This is a genomic window from Pseudomonas sp. GW822-FHT04H02 (assembly GCF_058800645.1).
In genome coordinates this window covers 1,207,773-1,231,499 of sequence record NZ_JBXAMM010000001.1, presented here as the reverse complement: position 1 = coordinate 1,231,499, position 23,727 = coordinate 1,207,773, and the positions used below count along the sequence as shown (strand labels likewise).

Genomic DNA, 23,727 nt, shown 5'->3' with positions numbered 1-23,727 from the left:
CCGCAATTTCAGAGTTACTTCACCGCGCCAAAGGACAGGCCGCGCACCAACTGCTTCTGGCTGATCCAGCCGAAGATCAGGATCGGCGCGCAGGCCAGGGTCGAGACCGCCGAGAGCTTGGCCCAGAACAGCCCTTCGGGGCTGGAGTAGGAGGCGATCAGCGCGGTCAGCGGGGCGGCGTTGGAAGAGGTCAGGTTCAGCGACCAGAAGGCCTCGTTCCAGCACAGGATCAGCGATAGCAGTGCAGTGGAGGCCAGGCCACCCTTGGCGATGGGCATCAGCACCCGCAGCATTTCCTGGGCCAGTGTGGCGCCGTCCAGGCGGGCGGCCTCGAGGATGTCCCGGGGGATGTCCTTGAAGTAGGTGTAAACCATCCACACCACGATCGGCAGGTTGATCAGGGTGTAGATCACGATCAGCGCGATGCGCGTATCCAGCAGGCCGAAACTCTTGGCCAGCAGGTAGATGGGCATCAGCACGCCCACCGGCGGCAGCATCTTGGTGGAGAGCATCCACAGCAGGGTGCGCTTGGTGTTGCGGGTTTCAAAGAAGGCCATGGAGTAGGCCGCCGGCACCGCGATCAGCAGGCACAGGGCGGTCGCGCTGAAGGAAATCACCACCGAGTTCCAGGCGAAGGCCAGGTAGTTGCTGCGCTCGTTGATGTGCAGGTAGTTCTCGAGCGTTGGCGTGAAGATGAATTGCGGCGGCGTGGCAAAGGCGTCGATCTCGCTCTTGAAGCTGGTCAGCACCATCCAGAAGATCGGGAAGAAGATCAGGATCGCGATGGCCCAGGCCAGGGTGCCCAGTAGCAGGCTTTGCAGGCGTCGGGATTGTTGCAGGGTCATGGCGGCCACCTCAGCTCTGGTCAGTCAGGTTTTTGCCGATCATCCGCACCAGGATGATCGCGGCGATGTTGGCGATGACCACGGCGATCAGCCCGCCGGCCGAAGCCATGCCGACGTCGAATTGCACCAGGGCCTGGTTGTAGATCAGGTACGCCAGGTTGGTGGAGGCGTAGCCCGGGCCACCGTTGGTGGTGGTGAAGATCTCGGCGAACACTGACAGCAGGAAGATGGTCTCGATCATCACCACCACGGCAATCGGCCGGGCCAGGTGCGGCAGGGTCAGGTGCCAGAAGATGGCGATGGGCCCGGCACCATCGAGGCGCGCGGCTTCCTTTTGTTCCTGGTCCAGGGACTGCATGGCAGTCATCAGGATCAGGATGGCGAACGGCAGCCACTGCCAGGAAACGATGACGATGATCGACAGCAGCGGGTAGTGCGCCAGCCAGTCCACCGGCTGGGCGCCGAACAGTTTCCACAGCGCGGCGAGGATCCCCGACACCGGGTGGAAGATCAGGTTCTTCCAGATCAGCGCGCCCACCGTGGGCATGATGAAGAACGGCGAGATCAGCAGCACCCGGACGATGCCCCGGCCGAGGAACTCGCTGGCCTCCAGCAGGGCGCTGATCAGTACCCCGAACACCACGCTGATCAGCAGTACGCTGCCCACCAGCAACAGGGTATTGGTGGCCCCGGGCACAAAGCCCGAATCACTGAGGAAGTAGCTGAAGTTCTCCAGGCCGACGAACTGGTTCTCGCCGGGGTACAGCAGGTTGTAGCGGATCACTGAAAAGTACAGGGTCATGCCCAGGGGCACGATCATCCACAGCAGCAACAGCGCCACCGAGGGGCTGACCAGGAACCAGCCGGGGTTGGCCAGGCGGCTTTTGCGAGGCGCCGCCTGCGGTTGCACATGCAGCTTGGCAGTCGAGGTATTCATAAGGGTCACAACCAGTTGGGTACAAGGGGGCGCGACACGGCGCTGGCACGGCCGGGCTGCCCGTAGGTGCTGGCTTGCCAGCGAAGGCGCCCTTGAACACTGCGCAAGACTCAAGGGCCTCTTCGCCGGCAAGCCGGCTCCTACAGGGAGAGCCGGGTTATTTCGGGTAGCCGGCGCGTTTCATTTCCCGTTCGGTGCTCTGCTGCGCGGCCGCCAGGGCCTGGTCCACCGTGGTCTGGCCGATCAGGGCGGCGGAAAACAACTTGCCGACCTGGGTGCCAATGGCCTGGAACTCGGGGATGGTCACCAGTTGGATGCCGACGTAGGGCACCGGCTTGAGGGTGGGCTTGCTCGGGTCGGCGACCTTCAGCGATTCCAGGGTGACCCTGGCGAACGGCGCGGCCTGCATGTAGGCCTCGCTGTAGGTGGAGGCGCGGGTGCCCGGCGGCACATTGGCGATGCCATCCTTCTCGGCCACCAACGCGGCGTACTGCTTGGAAGTGGCCCAGGCACTGAAGGTCTTGGCGGCGTCCTTGGCCTTGGAACTGGCGGGGATCGCCAGGGACCATGAGTACAGCCAGGCGCTGCCCTTGTCAGTGACCTGGTGCGGCGCGTAGGTGAAGCCCACATGGTCGGCGACCTTGCTCTGGCTCTTGTCGGTGACGAAAGAGCCGGCCACGCTGGCGTCGACCCAGATCGCGCACTTGCCGCTGTTGAACAGCGCCAGGTTTTCGTTGAAACCGTTGCTCGAAGCCCCGGGCGGGCCGGACTTCTTCATGTTGTCGACATAGAAGGTCAGGGCGTTCTTCCATTCCGGCCCGGTGAACTCCGGCTGCCACTTCTCATCGAACCAGCGCGCCCCGTAGCTGTTGGCCAGGGTAGTGATCAGCGCCATGTTTTCGCCCCAGCCGGCCTTGCCCCGCAGGCACAGACCGTATTGCTCCTGGTCGGGCTTGTTGAGCTTGGCGGCGAATTCGCCGATCTGCTCCCAGGTCGGCCGCTCGGGCATGCTCAGGCCGGCCTCCTTGAACAGGTCGGTGCGGTAGTAGGTCATGGAGCTTTCGGCGTAGAACGGCAGGGCGTAGAGAGTGCCCTTGATCGACAGGCCCTCGCGCACCGAAGGGAAGACATCGTCCAGCTCATAGCTGGCCGGCAGGTCCTGCATCGGTTGCAACCAGCCCTTGGCGCCCCAGAGTGCGGCTTCGTACATGCCGATGGTGAGCACGTCGAATTGCCCGCCCTGGGTGGCGATGTCGGTGGTCAGGCGCTGGCGCAGCACGTTCTCTTCCAGCACCACCCAGTTCAGCTTGATGTCCGGGTGCTCGGCCTCGAAGGTCTTGGACAGGCGTTGCATGCGGATCATGTCGCTGTTGTTGACGGTGGCGATGGTCAGGGTCTGGGCGCCAAGGGTGACGCTGCTGAGGGTCATGCAGGTGGTGAGGAGCAGGGCTTTGCTGCAGGGTTTCATCGTTCACTCCTGTCCTGCGCCGGTGAGGGCTGCAGAAGGACGGTTATTGTTGTTATGTCTTCCTCTGCCGAGGAAGAAGGTGGGCTGATTACAGCCCTCAACGACCGCTCTGACAAATCATCCATAACACTGAAACCGATACTTTTTTGCACTGCACTGAAAACGTTCGGCCGGCGCCAGCCGCCATTGGGCAAGGATTTGTCCGGCCTTGCCGGAAAAAATCGAGAAAATTGCGTATTGGTTTGCTGCGTGGTCGGGCTTGCCGGGCGAAAAACCGCGCAGAACGGCGGCGAGGCCCTGGCCAAAAGGGCTTCGCCTGGAGGGGTGGGTCAGAACGAATAGCTGGCTGTCATGATCGCCGAGCGTGCATCGCCGTATTCGATGGCCGAGGAGCGGGCGGTTGAGCCACTCTGCTGGCGTACTCGTTCCACGTAGTCCTTGTCGAACAGGTTATTGACGTTCAGTTGCAGGTCGAGATTGCGGTTGACCTTGTAGCTGAGCATGGCGTTGTGTACCCAGTAGGCGTCCAGCTTGGCCTGGGTGCTGGAGGTGACGTTGCGTTCGCTGACATAACGAGTGCCGTAACCCAGGGTCCAGCCAGCCGGCCATTCGTAGGTGGTCCAGAGGTTGAACGAGCGCGGTGGGGTGTTGCCCAGGGCTTGGCCCTTGCGGGCGATCCCGGAAGCGGTGTCCGCGGCCTTCAGGGTCTCGCTGTTGAGGAAGGTGTAGTTGGCGAACAGGTTCCAATGCTCGGTCACACGCCCCGTGAGGCCCAGCTCGACGCCCTGTACCCGCTTCTTGCCGGCCAGTTGGGTGGAACCGTCGGACATGGTTTCCCGGGCATTGCTCTTCTCCACGCGAAACAGCGCGGCGTCCAGCTCCAGGCGCTTGTCCAGCAGTTCCCACTTGGTGCCCAGCTCCCAGGTTTCGTTCTTCTCCGGCGCCAGCTCCTCGGTATTGGCGTTGAGGCCGCTGCCGGTCGAGGCGAGGTTCTCGGCGGAGGGGTTGAAGGAGTTGCCCCAGGCGGCATAGATCCGCCCGTTCTCGGTTGGCTTGAACACCAGGCCCGTGCGGGCGCTGGCCTTGGCGTCATCGGAGGCGCGCTTCGAGGTTTTCACATGGGCCCCGGAGTAGCTGTCGGCCTTGCCGCGGATCTTGTCATAGCGCAGGCCCAGGTTGAGGTCCCATTGTTCATGCAGGGCGATGTTGTCGAACAGGTACAGCGCCTGGTCCGTCAGGCGAGTCTCGGTGTAGCCGCCGGTGGTCTTGCTGATCGGACCATTCCAGCGTCCGGGTGGATGGCCCAGGTCATAGCCGAGGGCCGGGTAGAGGGTGCTGCCCAGGCCGTGACTGTAGGTCTTCAGGTCCAGGGTTTCGTGAGACAGCTCCAGGCCCACCGTCAGATCATGGCGCATCCCGGCGAGCTCGAAATCGCCGATGAGGTTGCTCTGGTTGATCCACATCTCGGTGGTAGCGTCGCGCCCATAGGCCTGGGGGCCCGCCGGCAGGTAGCGACCCGGCGGGACACGGCTGGTGTTGGTATGGGACGCGGAGACAATGGTGTCGCGTGCGGTGTGGCTGTAGCGCGTCAAGTTCTGCAGGCGCAGGTAGTTGTTGAACTCATGCTCGAAGTTGGCGGTGAAGGCGCTCTGCTCGATCTGTTCCTTGTCGAGGTTCTTCCAGCCGAAGTAGGCATCGCGCTTGACGCCGGCCAGCCTCTTGCCGTCGCGCGCCGGCACGCCGTAGTCGGGAAGGTTGTCGTCGCTTTGGTGGAAAGCGCTGAGAGTCAGGCGGGTGGTGTCGTTGAAACCCAGCCGCAGTGACGGAGCAATGCCCCAGCGCTGGCGGTCGATCTTCTCGCGGTCGGGCACATCGTTCTGATGCCCCATGAGGTTGATGCGCAGCGCACTGTTGGTGCCGACGCCTTCCAGCGGCTGGTTGCCGTCCAGGGTCAACCGGTAGTAGTTGTCGCTGCCAATACTGCCGCCCAGACGGGTGAAAGCCTGGTCCTTGGGCTGCTTGCTGGCCACGTTGATGCTGCCGCCAGTGGTGCCGGCACCGCCGAATACCGAGTTGGGGCCCTTGATGACCTCGACCTGTTCGACGTTGAACGTGTCGGAACGGTTGCTTTGCGCGCTGTCGCGCAGGCCGTCGATCTGTAGGTTGCTGTTGGCCGAAAAGCCGCGGATGTTGATGCTGTCTCCCGAGCCGCCGCCACCTTCGCCGGCGTTGAAGGTGATGCCGGAGACGTTGGATAGCACTTGGCGCAGGTTCAGCGCCTGCTGCTCCTGGATCACCTGGGAGGGGATCGTGGTAATGGTTTGCGGGGTATCCAGAAGAGGCGCGACGTATTTGGCGGAGGACGAGCGCTCGACCTTGTAGCCGCGATGCTCTTCGGTCTCGATCTTGATGCTGTCCAGCTGCAGCGGTTTCTGCTGTTCTGCGGCGCCGCCAACGCCTGGTACAGAGGCGATCGCGAAGCCGATGGTGGAGGCCAGGAAGTGGCGTGGCGGCAAGGCAGGTGGGGATTTTTTATTCATTGGAATCACTCGTTTGCTTGATGAGATCAAATCGCAAACGAGACTAATTCCTAATAGCTGCGCATTCAATGATGCTTATGCAGACCTGGCTACATTCAGTCTTTTCCTAGCAACTCTTGGGATAAATCACTTCCTTATGGGTATTTATCTTGTCCTGGTGGCGACCATTTCAGCGTGGTCTCGGGTTTACTTCTGAACATCGGACGCAGTCCGCTGCTACCGGGCCCTGGCTGGCGGAGAGTGGCAAAGGGCATGCAGGGGGGGGACCAAAGCCCACTGGCTTTTTCCCGGTCACTGCCTAAGATGGCCATCCCAGGATTGAGTAAACCGTTGGCCGCGATGTCGGAAAAAGACACCATCTCCATGCAACTGGTGCGCGAGGCACTGCTGCAAAGCTGCGCCCCGGGCGCCGCCACCGATGAAGTGCTGCACAAGGTCGGCATCGACCCGGCGGGCCTGCAGCAGGGCACGGCGCGGGTACCGGCCAGTGCCTATGCACGGCTCTGGCGCCTGCTGGCGCGGCGCCTGGACGATGAGTTCTTCGGCATGGACCCGCGCCGCCTGAAGTCCGGCAGCCTGGCCTTTCTCTGCCGCTCGGCCATGGCCCAGCCGACCCTGGCCAGCGGGCTGGACTCGGTGCTGGGCTTTCTGACGCTGATGTTCGAGCGCATGCCGGCGCAGCTGGTGCACCAGCAGAGCCTGGCGGAAATCGTCCTGCTGGAGGATGAACACGAGCCGCGGCGGGCCTTTACCTACTTCACCTACTGGATGATTGTCCACGGCGTGGCCTGCTGGCTGGCGGGCCGGCGCATTCCGATCCTGGCCATCGAGCTGCGCGGCCCGCAGCCGGATTTCTGCGACGACTACCGGGTGATGTTCTCCGACAACCTGCGTTTCGAGCGGCCACGCACACGGATGATCATCGCCGCCGACTGCCTGGACCTGCCGATCAAGCGCAGCGAGGAAGAGCTCAAGCGCTTCCTGGCCCATGCCCCGGCCAACATCCTGGTCAAGTACCGCGACCCCGAGAGCCTGGCCAGCCGCATCAAGCAGCAGTTGCGGCAACTGCCAGGGGAGCAGTGGCCCGAGAGCGAAAGCCTGGCCCAGAGCCTGTGCATGTCCGCCTCGACCCTGCGCCGGCGCCTGGCCGAAGAAGGCCAGAGCTACCAGGCGCTCAAGGACAGCGTGCGCAAGGAACTGGCGATTGTCTGGCTGGCCGAGCCGCAGATCAGCTTTGCCGAGATTGCCGGGCGCCTGGGGTTTGCCGACACTAGCTCGTTCTACAAGGCCTTTCGCAAATGGTCCGGTTCCAACCCCGGGCATTACCGCAGCCTGATCCTCAACGACCCGCACCTCTCGTAGGAGCCGGCTTGCCGGCGAAGAGGCCCGCAAGCCTTGTACCGCCCGGGCCGACGCCTTCGCTGGCAAGCCAGCGCCTACACAGGCGGTAACCCCATCCCCCCGTAGGAGCCGGCTTGCCGGCGAAGAGGCTCGCAAGTCTTGCACCGCCCGGGCCGACGCCTTCGCTGGCAAGCCAGCTCCTACACAGACGGTAACCCTCATCCCCCGTAGGAGCCGGCTTGCCGGCGAAAGGGCCCGCAAGCCTTGCACCGCCCGGGCCGATGCCTTCGCTGGCAAGCCAGCTTCTACGGCAATTTCAGGTGCCGCCGCCAACCGTGGCGGGGCGTGCTCTTGGCCAAACCGGTCACGCAACTTGATAGCTTTGACCATTGTTCCGCGAGGGCTCTGGCGCCAGTATTTCCCTGATTTTCATGAGGTTCCCATCCTAATAAGAACAGTGAGGGATTCTGGCAATGCGCAACTACCTGTCTGCTATCAAGGAATTCGATTATCAGCACACCATGGAGTCGGCCCTGGCGGGCTCGCTCTCAGCCCTCAATGCCTGTGTCGAGTGCTGCGACCGGCATGCCTTGCCCGGGCGCATCGCGCTGTTCTGGGAAGGCCGGGACGGCAGCAGCGCCAGCTACACCTTCACTGAACTGCAGGACAAGGCCGGGCGCCTGGCCAACTTCTTCCTGGCCCAGGGGGTCGGCAAGGGCGACAAGGTCGCCGGGCTGCTGCCACGCAATGTCGAACTCTTGATCACGGTGCTGGCCACCTGGCGCATTGGCGCGGTGTACCAGCCGCTGTTCACCGCCTTCGGCCCCAAGGCCATCGAGCACCGCCTCAACAGCTCCAAGGCCAAGCTGGTGGTCAGCGACGCGGTGAACCGGCCCAAGCTGGCGGAAGTCGCCGAGTGCCCGACCATCGTCACGGTCGCAGGCGCCAAGGGCCAGGGCATCGTGCGCGGTGACTTCAGCTTCTGGGCCGAGTTGGAACAGTACCCGGCCCAGTGCGAGCCCGTGCTGCTGACCGGCGAAGACCCATTCCTGCTGATGTTCACCTCGGGCACCACCGGCCCCTCGAAAGCCCTGGAAGTGCCGCTCAAGGCCATAATCGCGTTCCAGGCCTACACCCGCGACGCCGTGGACCTGCGCCCGGAAGACGCCTTCTGGAACGTCGCCGACCCGGGCTGGGCCTACGGCATCTACTTCGGCGTCACCGGGCCCCTGGGCCTGGGCCACCCGATCACCTTCTACGATGGCCCCTTCACCCTGGAAAGCACCTGCCGGGTGATCAACAAGTACGGCATCACCAACCTCACCGGTTCGCCCACTGCCTACCGCCTGCTGATCGCTGGCGGCGACCAGTTCACCCGTTCGATCAAGGGCCGCCTGCGTATCGTCAGCAGCGCCGGCGAGCCGCTCAACCCTGAAGTCATCCGCTGGTTCGCCGAACAGCTGGGCGTGGTGATCCACGACCACTACGGCCAGACCGAGCTGGGCATGGTGCTGTGCAACCACCACGGCCTGGAGCACCCGGTGCATGTCGGCGCCGCCGGTTTCGCCTCGCCGGGCCACCGCATCGTGGTGCTCGATGAGCACTACCAGGAACTGGGCGTCGGCCAGCCGGGGATTCTGGCCATCGACCGCAGCCAGTCGCCCATGTGCTGGTTCGCCGGTTACGCCGGGGTGCCGACCAAGGCCTTTGTCGGCAACTACTACTTAAGCGGCGACACCGTGGAGTTGAACCAGGACGGCAGCATCAGCTTCGTGGGCCGCAGCGACGATGTGATCACCACCTCCGGCTACCGGGTCGGCCCGTTCGACGTGGAAAGCGCACTGATCGAACACCCGGCCGTGGTGGAAGCGGCGGTGGTGGGCAAGCCCGATCCGGAGCGCACCGAACTGGTCAAGGCCTTCGTGGTGCTCAGCGAGCAGTACCGCGCCACCGATGAGCTGGCAGAGGAGTTGCGCCAGCACGTGCGCAAGCGCCTGGCGGCTCATTCCTACCCCCGTGAAATCGAATTTGTCAGCGAATTGCCGAAGACCCCAAGCGGCAAATTGCAGCGCTTTATCTTGCGCAACCAGGAAATCGCCAAGGCTCAAGAGGCCGCGGCGTCAACAGCTACCGCATGAACAGGATTTGAATGATGGACATTGCAAACCAGGTGTTTCTCGTCAGTGGCGGCGCTTCCGGCCTGGGAGCCGCCAGCGCCGAAATGCTGGTCGCCGCCGGCGCCAGGGTGATGCTGGTGGACCTCAATGCCGAGGCCGTGGCGGCCAAGGCCCAGCAACTGGGCTGCCAGAGCGTGGTGGCCGACATCAGCCAGGAAGCCGCGGCCGAAGCGGCGGTGCAGGCCACGGTCAAGGCCTTTGGCGGGCTCAACGGCCTGGTCAACTGCGCCGGCATCGTGCGTGGCGAGAAAATCCTCGGCAAGAACGGCCCCCACGCCCTGGCCAGCTTCAGCCAGGTGATCAACGTCAACCTGATCGGCAGCTTCAACCTGCTGCGCCTGGCAGCAGCAGCCATTGCCGAAAGCCCGGCCAATGCCGACGGCGAGCGCGGGGTGATCATCAACACGGCGTCCATCGCCGCCTTCGACGGGCAGATCGGCCAGGCGGCCTACGCCGCCTCCAAGGGCGCCATCGCCAGCCTGACCCTGCCGGTGGCCCGGGAGCTGGCACGCTTCGGCATCCGGGTGATGACCATCGCCCCGGGTATTTTCGAAACCCCGATGATGGCCGGCATGAGCGACGAAGTGCGGGCCGGCCTGGCCGCCGGCGTGCCATTCCCGCCACGCCTGGGCAAGCCCGCCGAGTACGCCGCGCTGGTGCGGCACATCATTGAAAACAGCATGCTCAACGGCGAGGTGATCCGTCTCGACGGCGCCTTGCGCATGGCCGCCAAGTAAGGAGGATTCATCATGTCCATTGCCCAAGATCCGATTGTCATCGTCAGCGCCGTCCGTACCCCCATGGGCGGTTTCCAGGGGGACCTCAAAGGCCTCAGCGCGCCGCAACTGGGGAGCGAAGCCATTCGCGCCGCAGTCCAGCGCGCCGGCATTGCACCGCAGGCGGTCGAAGAAGTGCTGTTCGGCTGCGTGCTGTCCGCCGGCCTCGGCCAGGCCCCGGCCCGTCAGGCCGCCCTGGGCGCCGGCCTGGACAAGGGCACCCGCTGCACCACCCTGAACAAGATGTGCGGTTCCGGCATGGAGGCCACCATCCTGGCCCACGACATGCTGTTGGCCGGCAGTGCCGAGGTGGTGATCGCCGGTGGCATGGAAAGCATGTCCAACGCCCCGTACCTGCTGGACCGCGCTCGCAGCGGCTACCGCATGGGCCACGGCAAGGTGCTGGACCACATGTTCCTCGACGGCCTGGAAGACGCCTACGACAAGGGCCGCCTGATGGGCACCTTCGCCGAGGATTGCGCCGAGGCCAACGGCTTTACCCGCCAGGCCCAGGACGATTTCGCCGTGGCTTCCCTGACCCGTGCCCAGCAGGCGATCAAGGACGGCCTGTTCAAGGACGAGATCGTTCCCCTGCAGGTGATGGTCGGCAAGGAGTCGAAGCTGATCAGCGACGACGAGCAGCCGCCCAAGGCCAAGCTGGACAAGATCCCCACCTTGAAACCGGCGTTCCGCGACGGTGGCACCGTGACTGCGGCCAACTCCAGCTCGATCTCCGACGGCGCCGCGGCCCTGGTGCTGATGCGCCGCTCCGAAGCTGACAAGCGCGGCCTCAAGCCCCTGGCAGTGATCCACGGCCACGCGGCCTTCGCCGATACCCCCGGGCTGTTCCCGGTGGCCCCGGTGGGTGCCATCGAGCGGCTGATGAAGAAGACCGGCTGGTCGTTGAACGAGGTCGACCTGTTCGAGATCAACGAAGCCTTCGCCGTGGTCAGCCTGGTCACCATGAGCAAGCTGGAAATCCCCCACGCCAAGGTCAACGTGCACGGCGGCGCTTGCGCCCTGGGCCACCCGATCGGCGCTTCCGGTGCGCGGATCCTGGTGACCCTGCTGTCGGCCCTGCGCCAGAAAGGCCTCAAGCGTGGCGTGGCCGCGATCTGCATCGGCGGTGGTGAAGCCACGGCCATGGCCGTTGAATGCCTGTAACGAGGAATCCCGATGTTGCCCAATGACGAACAACTGCAGATCAGCGACGCGGCCCGGCAATTCGCCCAGGAGCGCCTCAAGCCTTTCGCCGCCGACTGGGACCGCGAGCACCGCTTTCCCAAGGAAGCCATTGCCGAGATGGCCGAGCTGGGTTTCTTCGGCATGCTGGTGCCCGAGCAGTGGGGCGGGTGCGACACCGGCTACCTGGCCTATGTCATGGCCCTGGAGGAAGTCGCCGCCGGTGATGGCGCCTGTTCCACCATCATGAGCGTGCACAACTCGGTGGGCTGCGTGCCGATCCTCAAGTTCGGCAACGATGACCAGAAGGAACGCTTCCTCAAGCCCCTGGCCAGTGGCGCCATGCTCGGCGCCTTCGCCCTGACCGAACCCCAGGCCGGCTCCGATGCCAGCAGCCTGAAGACCCGGGCCCGCCGCGACGGCGACCACTATGTGCTCAACGGCTGCAAGCAGTTCATCACCTCCGGACAGAACGCCGGGGTGGTGATCGTGTTCGCGGTCACCGACCCGGCGGCCGGCAAGCGCGGCATCAGTGCCTTTATCGTGCCCACCGACTCGCCGGGCTATAAGGTCGCGCGCATCGAGGACAAGCTCGGCCAGCACGCCTCCGACACCTGCCAGATCCTCTTCGAGGATGTGAAGGTGCCGCTGGCCAACCGCCTGGGCGAGGAGGGCGAGGGCTACAAGATCGCCCTGGCCAACCTTGAAGGCGGGCGCGTGGGCATTGCCTCGCAATCGGTGGGCATGGCCCGGGCCGCATTCGAAGCGGCACGGGATTACGCCCGCGAGCGCGAAACCTTCGGCAAGCCGATCATCGAGCACCAGGCCGTGGCCTTCCGCCTGGCGGACATGGCCACCCAGATCGCCGTGGCGCGGCAGATGGTGCACTACGCCGCGGCCCTGCGCGACAGCGGCAAGCCGGCGCTGGTGGAGGCCTCGATGGCCAAGCTGTTCGCTTCGGAAATGGCCGAGAAGGTCTGTTCCGCGGCCTTGCAAACCCTGGGTGGCTATGGCTATTTGAGCGACTTCCCGGTGGAGCGGATCTACCGCGATGTGCGCATCTGCCAGATCTACGAAGGCACCAGCGACATTCAGCGCATGGTCATTTCGCGCAATCTCTGACTTTTAGCAGGAGCTGATTCATGAGCTACGAAACCATTCTGTTGGACATCAAGGGCCGGGTCGGCCTGATCACTCTCAACCGCCCCCAGGCGCTGAACGCCCTCAATGCACAGATCGTCGGCGAGGTGAACCAGGCCCTGGATCGCCTGGAAGCCGACCCGCAGATCGGCTGCATCGTCATCACCGGTTCCAAGAAAGCCTTCGCCGCCGGTGCCGACATCAAGGAAATGGCCGAGCTGAGCTACCCGCAGATCTACCTCGACGACCTCTTCAGCGACAGCGACCGCGTGGCCAACCGGCGCAAGCCGATCATCGCCGCGGTCAACGGCTTCGCCCTGGGCGGCGGTTGCGAACTGGCGCTGATGTGCGACTTCATCCTGGCCGGCGACAACGCCAAGTTCGGCCAACCGGAAATCAACCTCGGCGTGTTGCCGGGCATGGGCGGCACCCAGCGCCTGACCCGCGCGGTAGGCAAGGCCAAGGCCATGGAAATGTGCCTGACCGGGCGTTTTATCGACGCCGTGGAAGCCGAGCGCTGCGGCATCGTCGCACGCATCGTGCCGGCCGATGAACTGGTGGAAGAAGCCCTGAAAGTGGCGGCGGTGATTGCCGGCAAATCGATCCCGGTGAGCATGATGATCAAGGAAAGCGTGAACCGCGCCTTTGAAGTCAGCCTGTCCGAGGGCGTACGCTTCGAGCGCCGGGTATTCCACGCCGCCTTCGCCACCCAGGACCAGAAAGAAGGCATGGCCGCCTTCATCGCCAAGCGTGACCCGCAGTTCAAGGACCAGTAACCGCAGCGTCCTAGCCACGTAGGAGCTGGCTTGCCAGCGAAGGCGTCCCCGAGGGCAGCGCATGACTCATGGGGCCTGTTCGCCGGCAAGCCGGCTCCTACGAGGGAACAGCCAAAAAAAATCGCAGCCCCGGCTGCGATTTTTTGTTTTCGGCGTCAATGCCTACAGCTGGTAATGCTTCAACTCGCGAGCGATCAGCAGGCGCTGGATCTCGCTGGAGCCTTCGTAGATCTGGGTAATTCGCGCGTCGCGGTAGTAGCGTTCCACCGGATAGTCTTCCAGGTAGCCGTAGCCGCCATGGATCTGCATGGCCGAGGAGCAGACCTTCTCGGCCATTTCCGAGGCGAACAGCTTGGCCTGGGAAGCCTCCGACAGGCACGGCTGGCCCGCGCTGCGCAGGCGCGCGGCGTGGAGGATCAGCAGGCGGGCGGCATTCAGGCGGGTGTGCATGTCGGCCAGCAGGTTGGCGATGCTCTGGTGTTCGATGATCGGCTTGTCGAACTGCACCCGCTCCCGGGCGTAGGCCAGGGCGGCTTCAAAGGCGGCGCGGGCGATGCCCAGGGCCTGGGCCGCGATGCCGATGCGCCCGCCTTCGAGGTTGGACAGGGCGATGGCCAGGCCCTTGCCCCGTTCACCCAGCAGGTTGGCCTCGGGGATGGTGCATTGGTTGAGGGTCACGGCGCAGGTGTCGGAGGCGCGGATGCCCATCTTGTGTTCGGTGCGGTCGACGATGAAGCCCGGGGTGTCGGTGGGCACCAGGAACGCCGACAGGCCTTTCTTGCCCAGTTCCGGGTCGGTCACTGCAAAAACGATGGCTAGCTGGGCGCGCTTGCCGTTGCTGACGAACTGCTTGGCGCCGTTGATTACCCACTGGCCGTCCCGCAGTTCGGCGCGGGTGCGCAGGTTGTGGGCTTCGGAGCCGGCCTGGGGTTCGGTCAGGCAGAAGCAGCCGATGGCTTCGCCAGCGGCCAGGCGCGGCAGCCATTGCTGCTTTTGTTCCTGGCTGCCGTAGTTGAGGATCGGCCCGCAGCCCACCGAGTTGTGGATGCTCATCAGGGCACCGGTGGCGCCGTCGCCGGCGGCGATTTCTTCCACTGCCAGGGCATAGGCCACGTAGTCCAGGTAGCTGCCGCCCCATTCCTCGGGAACCACCATGCCCAGCAGGCCCAGTTCGCCCATCTTGCGCACCAGGCCATCGTCGATCCAGCCGGCCTTTTCCCAGGCCTGGGCATGGGGGGCGATCTCACCTCGGGCGAAGTCCCGGGCCATGTCGCGGATCATCACTTGCTCTTCGGTCAGTTCAATGTCGTGCATGAGTTCAGCTCCCGCTGCCGTCAAAACCACTGAAGAAGCTCGCCACCCGATCGGCGTCGAGGGCCGCCAGGGTGGGCGGATTCCAGTGCGGAGTCTTGTCTTTGTCGATGATCAGGGCGCGTACGCCTTCCATCAGGTCGCCACGCTCGAACCACTGCCGGTCCAGGTGCAGTTCCAGGGCGAAGCATTGTTCCAGGCTCAACTGGCGGCCGTGGCGCAGCATTTCCAGGGTCACGGCCATGGCCAGGGGAGAGCGGGTTTCCAGCAGGTCGGCGGTGCTGCGCGCCCATTCATGGCTGTCGGCAATGGTGACGGTACGCAGTTGCTCGACGATGCTGGGTACGTCCGCCTGGGCGAAGAAGTGATCGATGACCGGGCGCAAGGCTTGCAGGGGCGCATCGGGCAGGGCCTGCACCGCGAGCCTGGCCAGCAGGCCTTGCAGGTCCTTGAGGGGCGAGTCGCTCCAGTGCAGGCGGTCCAGGCGCTGGTTCAGCAGGTCCAGCTTGCTGCTGTCCAGGTGCCAGTCGGCCAGGCCGCAGTACAGGGCATCGGCGGCGCGGATCTGCACGCCGCTGACTCCGAGATAGATCCCCAGCTCACCGGGTATGCGCGACAGGAAGTAACTGCCGCCAACATCCGGGAAGTAACCGATGGCCACCTCCGGCATCGCCAGGCGGCTGCGCTCGGTGACTACCCGCAGGTCGGCGCCTTGCACCAGGCCCATGCCGCCACCCAGGACAAAACCGTCCATCAGCGCCAGCACCGGCTTGCGGTAGTGGTGGATGGTCAGGTCAAGGGCATATTCCTCGACGAAGAAGTCTTGGTGCAGGCTGTCGCCGCTGTGGTAGCTGTCGTACAGCGAGCGGATATCGCCGCCGGCGCAGAAAGCCTTGTCCCCCGCGCCACGCAGGACGACGGCGTGGATCAACGGATCCTGGGCCCAGTGGTCCAGGTGCTGCTGCAAGGTGCGGACCATCGACAGGGTGATGGCGTTGAGGCCGGCGGGGCGGTTTAGGGTCAGGTAGCCGATGTGGTTGCGCACCTCGACCAACACTTCGTCCGGGGTGGCGTCGCAGGCCCGGCTCGCTTGGGATGAAACCTGAGCAGTCATCACTAACTCCCTGCTTTTATTGTTTTTTATATGAGGCTCGCGCGCGAGCATCGGCGGATCGTAGCAGTGCAAATTTGCCAATTACAACCCGGAAAGCTGCAGGTCGACTGTGCATTTTTGCATGACAAGAAAACACGCCCTGGCCTTGCGCAACCGCTCTGGACCAAGGTGTAGAGCCTTGACGACAGAATCGGCTGTGAAATAGCCGTGATCAGCCGATCCCGGCTGTTTCAGGCGCCCCTTACGACACCTGGGCCACTTCGGCAGTTGGCATTCTGGCGCTCCGTTGCAGCGTAGACCGCGGCAACCAGGAACGGGTTCGGCTCTGCGCGCCAAACCCGGCCAATAACAACAAGAACCCGACTGCGGCGACCCCGCATCCACTCTCTGCCCCTGTCACAAGTGGGGCCTGGCATTGCTGCCGGGCCGCTATAAATCCAAATAATCCGGGACTCTGAAGATGACTAAACACTGGCTGGCTGTGCCGTTACTGGCAATTGCGTGCGTTTCCATGGGCGCCAGCGCCAAGGAATGGAAAGAACTGCGCTTTGGCGTCAACCCGAGCTATCCGCCCTTTGAATCCACCACGGCAGGCGGCGGCGTGCAGGGCTTCGGTGTCGACCTGGGCAACGCCATCTGCGCCGAGCTCAAGCTCAAGTGCGTGTGGGTCAGCAACGACTTCGACGGCCTGATCCCGGCACTCAAGGCCGGCAAGTTCGACGCCATCGAGTCCTCCATGACCGTTACCGATGCGCGGCGCAAGCAGATCGACTTCAGCGACCGGCTGTACGCCGGCCCCACGGCCATCGTCACGCGCAAGGGCTCGGGCCTCGAACCCACCGGTGAATCGCTGAAGGGCAAGACCCTGGGCTACATGCAGGGCACCGTCCAGGAAACCTACGCCAGGGCCAAGCTGGGCCCGGCGGGGGTCAAGCTGCGGGCCTACCAGAACCAGGACCAGGTCTATGCCGACCTGGTCTACGGCCGGCTGGACGCCTCGATCCAGGACAAGCTGCAAGCGCAGATGAGCTTCCTCGCATCACCCCAGGGCGCCGACTTCGAGAACAGCGTCGGCATCAGCGACCCTCTGGTGCCGTCGGAGATCGCCATTGGCCTGCGCAAGGACCAGGACGAGCTCAAGGCCATGCTCAATGGCGCCATCCGGGCGCTGCATGAGAAGGGCATCTACGCCCAGATCCAGCGCAAGTACTTCGGCGACCTCGACCTCTACAACAACTGATCGCCCACGGCGGGCCCCGGGACTGATACCCAGTATCCCGGGCCCGGCCGTGGCCCGAGCAAGGTGATTGGCGTGAATACCTTTCTGACTCTGTTGGGCCTGGACCTCGAGGTCCTGCAAGGCTATGGGCCGCTGTTGCTGCACGGCGCCTGGATGACCCTGAAACTCTCCGCCCTGGCGCTGCTGGTGAGCATGCTCCTGGGGTTGCTGGGGGCGGCGGCCAAGCTTTCGCCGCTGCGCCTGCTGCAGATCCCGGCGACCTGCTACACCACCTTGATCCGCGGCGTACCGGACCTGGTGCTGATGCTGCTGATCTTCTACAGCCTGCAGGGCTGGCTCACGGCCCTGACCGAACTGCTGGACTGGCCCTATATGGAGATCGACCCCTTCGTGGCCGGGATCGTGACCCTGGGCTTCATCTACGGCGCCTATTTCACCGAGACCTTTCGCGGGGCAATCCTCAGCGTGCCCCGGGGCCAGCAGGAAGCCGCGGCGGCCTTCGGCCTGAGCCGCATGCAGCGCTTTCGCCACGTGGTGTTCCCGCAGATGATGCGCTTCGCCTTGCCGAGCCTGGGCAATAACTGGCTGGTGCTGCTCAAGGCTACGGCGCTGGTGTCGATCATCGGCCTCACCGACCTGGTCAAGGTGGCCCAGGAAGCTGGCAAGAGCACCTTCAACATGCTGGATTTCCTGCTCCTGGCGGCGGCCCTGTACCTGCTGATCACCAGCGCTTCGAACCAGCTGCTGCGGCGCCTGGAACGGCACTACAACCAGGGCGTGCGAGGGCTGTCGCGATGATCGAACTGATCCAGGAATACTGGCGGCCGTTTCTGTTCACTGACGGCGAGAGCCTTACCGGGCTGGCCATGACCCTGTGGCTGCTGGTGGCCAGCCTGGCCATGGGGTTTGTCCTGTCGCTGCCCCTGGCCATTCTGCGCACCTCGCACTGGGCGCTGCTGCGCTGGCCGGTGCAGTTGTTCACCTATGTGTTTCGCGGCACGCCTTTGTACATCCAGCTGCTGATCTGCTACAGCGGCCTGTACGGCATTGCCGCGATACGCCAGCAGCCGTTGCTCGAAGCCTTCTTCCGCGATGCCATGAACTGCACCTTGCTGGCCTTCACCCTGAACACCTGCGCCTACACCGTGGAGATCTTCGCCGGGGCCATCCGCAGCATTCCCTATGGCGAGATCGAGGCAGCCCACGCCTATGGCCTGAGCGGCTGGCGCCTGTACTGGCGGCTGATCCTGCCTTCGGCCCTGCGCCGGGCGCTGCCGTACTACAGCAACGAGGTGATCCTCATGCTGCACGCCACCTCGGTGGCCTTCACCGCCACCATCCCGGACATCCTCAAGGTGGCCCGGGACGCCAATGCCGCCACCTTCATGACCTTCCAGGCCTTCGGCATCGCCGGCCTGTTGTACCTGGGGCTGTCCTTCGGCCTGGTGGCGGCCTTCCGCCTGGCGGAGCGGCGCTGGCTGAGCTTCCTCGGCCCGGCTCACTGACGTTCCTTTCCTCTTTTTCCTATCCAGAACCTTGCTGCCAGCGGCGGGGTTCCAGGAGTCTGCGATGTACAAATTGACCGTTGAAAATCTCTACAAGCGTTTTGGTGACAACGAAGTGCTCAAGGGCGTCTCGTTGAAGGCCCGGGCCGGAGACGTGGTGAGCATGATCGGCGCCAGTGGCTCGGGCAAGAGCACCATGCTGCGCTGCATCAACTTCCTGGAGCGGGCCGATGCCGGGGCCATTGCCCTGGACGGCGAGGCGATTGTCACCCGCGAGGCCCCTGGCGGCATGCAGGTGGCCAGCCCGGCCCAGTTGCAGCGCCTGCGCACGCGCCTGGCCATGGTGTTCCAGCACTTCAACCTGTGGAGCCACCTCAGCGTGCTGGAGAACATCATGCTGGCGCCGTGCCGGGTGCTGTGCATTGGCCGCAAGGAGGCCGAAGCCAGTGCCCGGGCCTACCTGGACAAGGTGGGCTTGGCGCAACGGGTGGCCGAGCAGTACCCGGCGTTCCTGTCCGGTGGCCAGCAACAGCGGGTGGCGATCGCCCGGGCCCTGGCGGTGGAGCCGCAGATCCTGCTGTTCGACGAGCCGACCTCGGCGCTGGACCCGGAACTGGTGGGGGAGGTGCTGAAGGTGATCCAGGCCCTGGCCGAAGAGGGGCGGACCATGCTCATGGTCACCCATGAAATGAGCTTTGCCCGACAAGTGTCGAGCCAGGTGTTGTTCTTGCATCAAGGGCGGGTCGAGGAGCAGGGTAGCCCGGCGATTCTCGACCAGCCGCAGAGTGAACGTTTGCAGCAGTTTCTATCCGGCCGTTTGAAGTGAGGGAAGACATCCATGGCGGACATCCGCGACCTGTCGATCGTGCTTGATCGAATCGACCAGGCGATCATCGAGGTTCTGCGCCACGAAGGGCGCATCACCTACCAGAAACTCTCCGAGCGCGTGCACCTGACCCCCAGGCCGTGCCTGGAACGGGTGCGCAAGCTGGAGCAGCTCGGGGTCATCCGTGGCTACGGGGCCATCCTCGACGAAAAGAAACTCACCCCGGGGCTGTCGCTGCTGGTGCTGGTGGCCTTGTCCAACCAGAGCGGGCGGGCGGCGCAGAAAGCCTTCGAGGCCAAGGTCCGGGCCTGCCCCCAGGTGCTGGAATGCCGGCTGATCAGCGGCGCCTTCGACTACAGCCTGCGCATGCGCTGCCGGGACATGGAGCACTACCGGGTGCTGACTGAAGTCTGGTTCGACGACCCGGATCTGCACATCGACAAACTGGTCAGCCACCCTGAGCTGGCGATGGTCAAGACCGGCATGGAATAACCCCCTGTACGCCCCCCGCCGCAGGAGCCGGCTTGCCGGCGAACAGGCCCGCAAGCCTTGCACCGCTCGCAAGATCGCCTTCGCTGGCAAGCCTGCTCCTGCAGGTCGCATGTCGATGTTTTCAGGAGGTGCGAAATCGGCTGGGGCAACCCGTGCTTTCAGCCATTTCCTGCCGTGCAGGCCCGCCGTTCAGCCGGGTTTTGTCCCGACAAAAAAACACAATGGGCCCCTCTGATACCTCATTGATTGCGTGCCCCATGCAGACTACCCATAGCGTTTTGATGATTCGCCCCACGCGTTTTTCGTTCAACCAGGACACTGCCGGCAACAACCATTTCCAGCGCCCGCCCGGTGCCGCCGAAGACGTGCAGGCCAAGGCCCTGCAGGAGTTCGACGGCTACGTCGCGACGCTGCGCGAGCATGGGGTCCGGGTGCTGGTCCATGAAGACGGCGCCGCACCCCATACCCCGGATTCGATCTTTCCCAACAACTGCTGGAGCAGCCACCCCGACGGCACCCTGGTGCTGTACCCGATGCAGGGCCGCAACCGCCGCCTGGAGCGCTACAAGGGGGTACTGGCGCACCTGCACGAGCAGTACCAGGTGAACCGCACCCTGGATCTCACCTCCCTGGAGCAGGAGGAACTGTTTCTCGAAGGCACCGGCAGCATGGTCCTGGATCGCCAGCAGCGCATCTGCTACGCCGGCTACTCGACCCGCACCCACGCCCGGGCCCTGGATCAGCTGGTGGCGCACCTGGGTTACGAGCTGTGTGCCTTTCATGCCCGGGACCGCCAGGGTGAGCCGATCTATCACACCAACGTGATGATGAGCGTCGGCAGCCAGCTGGCGGTGGCCTGCCTGCTGGCCCTGGACGATGCACAGGAGCGGGCGGCCCTGCGCCAGCGCCTGGAAAGCAGCGGCAAACAGCTGCTGCCCTTGACCTGGGCCCAGCTGGAATCCTTCGCCGGCAATATGCTGGAAGTCCACAACAGTGCCGGCGAGCCGCTGCTGGTGATGTCCCGCAGTGCCTGGCGCTCCCTGGATGCCGAGCAGCGCCGGCTGATCGAGCGCCATGTGCAGCCGGTGCCGGTGAACATCGACACCATTGAACGCATCGGCGGCGGCAGCGCCCGCTGCATGCTGGCGGAAATCTACCTGCCCGAACGTCAACCTCAGCTGGAGCTCTCGCGATGATCGTCCGTCCCGCCACCCTGGCCGATTTGCCGGCGCTGCTGGCCCTGGCCCACAGTGCCGGTGCAGGCCTGACCACCTTGCCCGCCGACGCTGGGCGCCTGCGGTCACGCCTGCAATGGGCCGAGCAGACCTTCGCCGGCCAGGCCTCGCGGGCCGATGCCGACTACCTGTTCGTGCTGCAAAGCGCGCAGGGCGAAGTGGTCGGCATCTGCGCCCTGGCCGGCGCCGTGGGCCTGCGCGAGCCCTGGTACAACTATCGGGTCGGGCTGTTTGTCGCGGCCTCGAAAAACCTGGGGATCAACCAGCAACTGCCGACCCTGTTCCTGGGCAACGACATGACCGGCCATTCGGAACTGTGCTCGCTGTTCCTGCATGCCGACCACCGCCAGGGGCTCAACGGGCGCCTGCTGTCCAAGGCGCGCTTCCTGTTCCTGGCCGAGTTCCGCGAGCTTTTCGGCGACAAGGTGATCGCCGAGATGCGTGGCTATTCCGACGAGCAGGGTGTGTCGCCGTTCTGGGAAGGCCTGGGCCGGCACTTTTTCAAGATGGATTTCGCCGACGCCGACTACCTCACCGGCCTTGGCAACAAGACCTTCATCGCCGAGCTGATGCCCAAGTTTCCCTTGCCCACCTGCCTGCTGCCGGAGCCGGCACGGGCAGTGATCGGCCGGGTGCACCCCAATACCGAACCGGCCCTGGGCATGCTCAAGGCCGAAGGTTTTGCCTTCAAGGACTACATCGACATCTTCGACGGCGGGCCCCTGATCGAATGCGCCACCGGCGACATCCGCGCAGTGCGCGACAGCCAGGTGCTGCAACTGAGCATCGGCACCCCGGGGGAGCAGGCCCAGCCCTACCTGGTCCACAACCGTCAGTTCGCCGACTGCCGGATCAGCGTGGCGGCGGCGCGGGTCGCCGCCGGCACCCTGATTGTCAGCCGTGACAGCGCCCGGGCCCTGGGGTTGCCGGCCGGGGCCTCGGTGCGGGCGGTGAGCCTGGCGGTGCCGGCGCGGCAAATGTCCGCAGCCTAGAAGCGTCGTGGCGCGAGCGCCGCTACAATGGCGCTCGAATTTTCTGCCGGCGAGGCACCATGGACATCGATCTGGCCCGCACCTTCCTGGAAATCGTCCGCAGCGGCAGCCTGATCGCTGCTGCCGAGCGCCTGCACCTGACCCAGACCGCCATCAGCGCCAGGGTGCAGAACCTGGAAGGCCAGCTCAACTGCAAGCTGCTGGTGCGCAACCGCGCCGGCGCCCGGCCCACCGCCGACGGCGAGGCCTTCATCAGCTACGCCAACCAACTGGTGCAGACCTGGGAAGCAGCCCAGCGCGACCTGCCGCTGCTGGCCGGCTACCGCAATGTGCTGCACATCGGCGGCGAGCTGAGCCTGTGCAACCCGCTGATGCTCAACTGGGTGCGGCGCCTGCGCCAGGCGTTGCCCAACCACGCCGTGCGCACTCAGATCGGCGAAGGCGCCAGCTTGCAGCGGCAACTGGAGCTGGGCGTGCTGGACGCCGCGCTGGTGTTCCAGCCGCTGTACTCGCCGGGCTTGCAGGTGGAGCAGTTACTGGAGGAAAAACTGATCCAGGTGCGCTTGGCCGGGCGCCCCGAGCCCTATGTGTACATCGATTGGGGCGAGGACTTTCGCCGCCAGCACGACGCCGCGCTACCTGCGCAGGCCAAGGCGGCAGTGGGCTTCAACCTCGGGCCGCTGGCCCTGCAGTTCATCCTCGATGCCGGTGGCAGCGGCTATTTCCGCACACGGGTGGTGCAGAGCTACCTGGACAGCGGTGTGCTGGAGCGGGTGGAAAAAGCCCCGGAGTTCAACTTCCCCACCTACCTGCTGTACGCCCGCGAGCGCGATACCCCAGAGCTGCAACAGGCGTTCGCGGTACTGCGGGAAGTGATAGAAAGCGACACCGACTGGTCCCAGCGCTGGTCGCCGATGGTCTGAAACCCGGCAACCTGGCAGGCGAGGAGGCCCTTGAGTGATGGGTTGTCCTTGAGGGCGCCTTGGCGGGCAAGCCGGCTCCTGGCGCTGGCTGTCAGCGGCGTGAGGCGAGCACCTGGCCGATGCTGCGGCGCCGGGCGTGGGCCTCGCTGGCATGAATCAGCTGTTCGAGGTCTTCGGGGGTGACGTCGAAGAACTCCTCCATCTCCGCCAGGGCCAGTTTCAGGTCCTGGGCCGTGATCGCCAGGCTGTCGCTGGCAGCGGTTGCTGGCAGGAGCGCCGGAGCTTCGCTGGGGCCCTTGGGGTAACGGGTGCGCGTCAGGTTGTTGTAGGCCAGGGCGCTGAGCAACAGGCTGGCGGCGGCCAGCATCACCGGCCCCAGCTCGTACCAGTCCAGGGCCACGCTGGCCGGGTCCGCCAGTACCAGGGTCAGGGCCAGGGCGCCGGCCGGCGGGTGCAGGCAGCGCAACCAGCACATCAGCACCAGGGCCATGCCCGCCGCCAGGCAGGCACTGCCCAAGGTACGGCCCAGTACATGGGCCACCGCCAAGGCCATGACGGCGGCACAGAGGTAGCCGCCAAGAATCGACCAGGGCTGGGCCAGGGCGCCTGAAGACACCGCGAACAGCAGCACCGCCGACGCGCCCAGAGGGCCGATCAGGTGCAGGGCCACCGGCATGCCGAAGACCTGGGCACAGAGCCAGACACTGAACAGGGTGCCCAGGGCCATGCCGATGGCGGCGCGGCTCCATTCCAGTGGGCGGGTATTGATGGCGGCGGGTTTCCAGCGGGCGAACATCGGTAAACGCTTTCCAATCCAGAACGACAGGCAAAAAGAAGGGCTTGCCTGGATGACCAGAAAGCCCTTGAACGTTCCAACATTTGGGGGAGGAACCGGCACAGTGTGCCG

General features: G+C 64.7%; 22 protein-coding genes. 15 read left to right on the top strand and 7 right to left on the bottom strand.

Annotated elements, in window-relative coordinates; all coding sequences use genetic code 11:
• Positions 1–14 precede the first annotated feature (14 nt).
• From AC1RMG_RS05575 to AC1RMG_RS05565, 3 genes are all read right to left on the bottom strand, one after another.
• Positions 15–845 carry a carbohydrate ABC transporter permease gene (locus tag AC1RMG_RS05575; protein WP_011061359.1) on the bottom strand — a complete coding sequence of 277 codons (831 nt, stop codon included), beginning with the start codon at positions 843–845 and terminating at the stop codon, positions 15–17.
• A 10-nt stretch (positions 846–855) separates the two neighbouring features.
• Complete coding sequence (locus tag AC1RMG_RS05570; RefSeq protein WP_011061358.1) at positions 856–1,782, bottom strand: carbohydrate ABC transporter permease; 927 nt, start codon at positions 1,780–1,782, stop codon at positions 856–858.
• 157 nt (positions 1,783–1,939) lie between these two features.
• Positions 1,940–3,211, bottom strand: a complete 1,272-nt coding sequence (locus AC1RMG_RS05565) for an ABC transporter substrate-binding protein (RefSeq protein ID WP_493168772.1) — start codon at positions 3,209–3,211, stop codon at positions 1,940–1,942.
• Positions 3,212–3,304: 93 nt separating this feature from the next.
• On the opposite strand from AC1RMG_RS05565, the gene AC1RMG_RS05560 reads away from it, so the two are divergent.
• Positions 3,305–3,592: a hypothetical protein gene (locus AC1RMG_RS05560; protein ID WP_015635661.1), complete on the top strand. Its 288-nt coding sequence runs from the start codon at positions 3,305–3,307 to the stop codon at positions 3,590–3,592.
• Here the strand turns inward: AC1RMG_RS05560 and AC1RMG_RS05555 are convergent.
• The gene (locus AC1RMG_RS05555; protein WP_493168632.1) at positions 3,580–5,790 is read right to left on the bottom strand and encodes a TonB-dependent receptor; all 2,211 of its coding nucleotides are present in this window, start codon (positions 5,788–5,790) and stop codon (positions 3,580–3,582) included. The genes AC1RMG_RS05560 and AC1RMG_RS05555 overlap by 13 nt on opposite strands.
• Before the next feature lie 339 nt (positions 5,791–6,129).
• Here AC1RMG_RS05555 and AC1RMG_RS05550 point away from each other — a divergent pair, with 339 nt between their 5' ends.
• From AC1RMG_RS05550 to AC1RMG_RS05525, 6 genes are all read left to right on the top strand, one after another.
• Positions 6,130–7,152 carry an AraC family transcriptional regulator gene (locus AC1RMG_RS05550; RefSeq protein ID WP_041120647.1) on the top strand — a complete coding sequence of 341 codons (1,023 nt, stop codon included), beginning with the start codon at positions 6,130–6,132 and terminating at the stop codon, positions 7,150–7,152.
• Positions 7,153–7,604: 452 nt separating this feature from the next.
• Complete coding sequence (locus AC1RMG_RS05545) at positions 7,605–9,269, top strand: AMP-binding protein (RefSeq protein ID WP_493168630.1); 1,665 nt, start codon at positions 7,605–7,607, stop codon at positions 9,267–9,269.
• 14 nt (positions 9,270–9,283) lie between these two features.
• Positions 9,284–10,045: an SDR family NAD(P)-dependent oxidoreductase gene (locus AC1RMG_RS05540; RefSeq protein ID WP_011061354.1), complete on the top strand. Its 762-nt coding sequence runs from the start codon at positions 9,284–9,286 to the stop codon at positions 10,043–10,045.
• 12 nt (positions 10,046–10,057) lie between these two features.
• Positions 10,058–11,248, top strand: coding sequence for an acetyl-CoA C-acyltransferase (locus AC1RMG_RS05535; protein ID WP_011061353.1), 1,191 nt, complete (start codon positions 10,058–10,060; stop codon positions 11,246–11,248).
• A gap of 12 nt (positions 11,249–11,260) precedes the next feature.
• Positions 11,261–12,388 (top strand): acyl-CoA dehydrogenase, encoded by a 1,128-nt coding sequence (locus AC1RMG_RS05530; RefSeq protein ID WP_011061352.1) that lies wholly within the window; start codon positions 11,261–11,263, stop codon positions 12,386–12,388.
• Positions 12,389–12,408: 20 nt separating this feature from the next.
• Entirely contained in the window at positions 12,409–13,182 is a 774-nt protein-coding gene (locus tag AC1RMG_RS05525) for an enoyl-CoA hydratase (RefSeq protein WP_011061351.1), read from the top strand.
• 162 nt (positions 13,183–13,344) lie between these two features.
• Here AC1RMG_RS05525 and AC1RMG_RS05520 read toward each other — a convergent pair whose 3' ends face one another.
• Together AC1RMG_RS05520 and AC1RMG_RS05515 are read right to left on the bottom strand one after the other, a co-directional pair.
• Complete coding sequence (locus AC1RMG_RS05520) at positions 13,345–14,496, bottom strand: acyl-CoA dehydrogenase family protein (RefSeq protein ID WP_011061350.1); 1,152 nt, start codon at positions 14,494–14,496, stop codon at positions 13,345–13,347.
• 4 nt (positions 14,497–14,500) lie between these two features.
• Positions 14,501–15,607: an enoyl-CoA hydratase/isomerase family protein gene (locus tag AC1RMG_RS05515; RefSeq protein WP_015635654.1), complete on the bottom strand. Its 1,107-nt coding sequence runs from the start codon at positions 15,605–15,607 to the stop codon at positions 14,501–14,503.
• Between the two features lie 460 nt (positions 15,608–16,067).
• Between AC1RMG_RS05515 and AC1RMG_RS05510 the strand changes: the two genes are divergently transcribed.
• The 8 genes from AC1RMG_RS05510 (at position 16,068) to AC1RMG_RS05475 (ending at position 22,820) form a co-directional block, all read left to right on the top strand.
• The gene (locus AC1RMG_RS05510) at positions 16,068–16,847 is read left to right on the top strand and encodes a transporter substrate-binding domain-containing protein (protein WP_262214412.1); all 780 of its coding nucleotides are present in this window, start codon (positions 16,068–16,070) and stop codon (positions 16,845–16,847) included.
• Between the two features lie 72 nt (positions 16,848–16,919).
• Positions 16,920–17,645 carry an ABC transporter permease gene (locus AC1RMG_RS05505; RefSeq protein ID WP_011061347.1) on the top strand — a complete coding sequence of 242 codons (726 nt, stop codon included), beginning with the start codon at positions 16,920–16,922 and terminating at the stop codon, positions 17,643–17,645.
• Positions 17,642–18,352 (top strand): ABC transporter permease, encoded by a 711-nt coding sequence (locus tag AC1RMG_RS05500; RefSeq protein ID WP_011061346.1) that lies wholly within the window; start codon positions 17,642–17,644, stop codon positions 18,350–18,352. Before AC1RMG_RS05505 ends, AC1RMG_RS05500 begins: the two co-directional genes overlap by 4 nt.
• A 64-nt stretch (positions 18,353–18,416) precedes the next feature.
• Positions 18,417–19,178 (top strand): ABC transporter ATP-binding protein, encoded by a 762-nt coding sequence (locus AC1RMG_RS05495; RefSeq protein ID WP_493168627.1) that lies wholly within the window; start codon positions 18,417–18,419, stop codon positions 19,176–19,178.
• A gap of 12 nt (positions 19,179–19,190) precedes the next feature.
• Complete coding sequence (locus AC1RMG_RS05490) at positions 19,191–19,670, top strand: Lrp/AsnC family transcriptional regulator (RefSeq protein WP_011061344.1); 480 nt, start codon at positions 19,191–19,193, stop codon at positions 19,668–19,670.
• Between the two features lie 257 nt (positions 19,671–19,927).
• Positions 19,928–20,866 (top strand): citrulline utilization hydrolase CtlX, encoded by a 939-nt coding sequence (gene ctlX, locus AC1RMG_RS05485; protein WP_011061343.1) that lies wholly within the window; start codon positions 19,928–19,930, stop codon positions 20,864–20,866.
• Positions 20,863–21,897: an arginine N-succinyltransferase gene (gene astA, locus AC1RMG_RS05480; protein ID WP_015635649.1), complete on the top strand. Its 1,035-nt coding sequence runs from the start codon at positions 20,863–20,865 to the stop codon at positions 21,895–21,897. Before ctlX ends, astA begins: the two co-directional genes overlap by 4 nt.
• Positions 21,898–21,956: 59 nt before the next feature.
• Positions 21,957–22,820 (top strand): LysR family transcriptional regulator, encoded by an 864-nt coding sequence (locus tag AC1RMG_RS05475; protein ID WP_015635648.1) that lies wholly within the window; start codon positions 21,957–21,959, stop codon positions 22,818–22,820.
• Between the two features lie 91 nt (positions 22,821–22,911).
• Here the strand turns inward: AC1RMG_RS05475 and AC1RMG_RS05470 are convergent, their stop codons facing one another.
• Positions 22,912–23,616, bottom strand: a complete 705-nt coding sequence (locus AC1RMG_RS05470) for an HPP family protein (protein ID WP_015635647.1) — start codon at positions 23,614–23,616, stop codon at positions 22,912–22,914.
• Positions 23,617–23,727: the final 111 nt, after the last annotated feature.

Coding starts and splice junctions, on each gene's coding strand:
- AC1RMG_RS05575 (WP_011061359.1), bottom strand. CDS start 845: ATGACCCTGCAACAATCCCGACGCCTGCAAAGCCTGCTACTGGGCACC.
- AC1RMG_RS05570 (WP_011061358.1), bottom strand. CDS start 1,782: ATGAATACCTCGACTGCCAAGCTGCATGTGCAACCGCAGGCGGCGCCT.
- AC1RMG_RS05565 (WP_493168772.1), bottom strand. CDS start 3,211: ATGACCCTCAGCAGCGTCACCCTTGGCGCCCAGACCCTGACCATCGCC.
- AC1RMG_RS05560 (WP_015635661.1), top strand. CDS start 3,305: ATGTCTTCCTCTGCCGAGGAAGAAGGTGGGCTGATTACAGCCCTCAAC.
- AC1RMG_RS05555 (WP_493168632.1), bottom strand. CDS start 5,790: ATGAATAAAAAATCCCCACCTGCCTTGCCGCCACGCCACTTCCTGGCC.
- AC1RMG_RS05550 (WP_041120647.1), top strand. CDS start 6,130: ATGTCGGAAAAAGACACCATCTCCATGCAACTGGTGCGCGAGGCACTG.
- AC1RMG_RS05545 (WP_493168630.1), top strand. CDS start 7,605: ATGCGCAACTACCTGTCTGCTATCAAGGAATTCGATTATCAGCACACC.
- AC1RMG_RS05540 (WP_011061354.1), top strand. CDS start 9,284: ATGGACATTGCAAACCAGGTGTTTCTCGTCAGTGGCGGCGCTTCCGGC.
- AC1RMG_RS05535 (WP_011061353.1), top strand. CDS start 10,058: ATGTCCATTGCCCAAGATCCGATTGTCATCGTCAGCGCCGTCCGTACC.
- AC1RMG_RS05530 (WP_011061352.1), top strand. CDS start 11,261: ATGTTGCCCAATGACGAACAACTGCAGATCAGCGACGCGGCCCGGCAA.
- AC1RMG_RS05525 (WP_011061351.1), top strand. CDS start 12,409: ATGAGCTACGAAACCATTCTGTTGGACATCAAGGGCCGGGTCGGCCTG.
- AC1RMG_RS05520 (WP_011061350.1), bottom strand. CDS start 14,496: ATGCACGACATTGAACTGACCGAAGAGCAAGTGATGATCCGCGACATG.
- AC1RMG_RS05515 (WP_015635654.1), bottom strand. CDS start 15,607: ATGACTGCTCAGGTTTCATCCCAAGCGAGCCGGGCCTGCGACGCCACC.
- AC1RMG_RS05510 (WP_262214412.1), top strand. CDS start 16,068: ATGACTAAACACTGGCTGGCTGTGCCGTTACTGGCAATTGCGTGCGTT.
- AC1RMG_RS05500 (WP_011061346.1), top strand. CDS start 17,642: ATGATCGAACTGATCCAGGAATACTGGCGGCCGTTTCTGTTCACTGAC.
- AC1RMG_RS05495 (WP_493168627.1), top strand. CDS start 18,417: ATGTACAAATTGACCGTTGAAAATCTCTACAAGCGTTTTGGTGACAAC.
- AC1RMG_RS05490 (WP_011061344.1), top strand. CDS start 19,191: ATGGCGGACATCCGCGACCTGTCGATCGTGCTTGATCGAATCGACCAG.
- ctlX (WP_011061343.1), top strand. CDS start 19,928: ATGCAGACTACCCATAGCGTTTTGATGATTCGCCCCACGCGTTTTTCG.
- astA (WP_015635649.1), top strand. CDS start 20,863: ATGATCGTCCGTCCCGCCACCCTGGCCGATTTGCCGGCGCTGCTGGCC.
- AC1RMG_RS05475 (WP_015635648.1), top strand. CDS start 21,957: ATGGACATCGATCTGGCCCGCACCTTCCTGGAAATCGTCCGCAGCGGC.
- AC1RMG_RS05470 (WP_015635647.1), bottom strand. CDS start 23,616: ATGTTCGCCCGCTGGAAACCCGCCGCCATCAATACCCGCCCACTGGAA.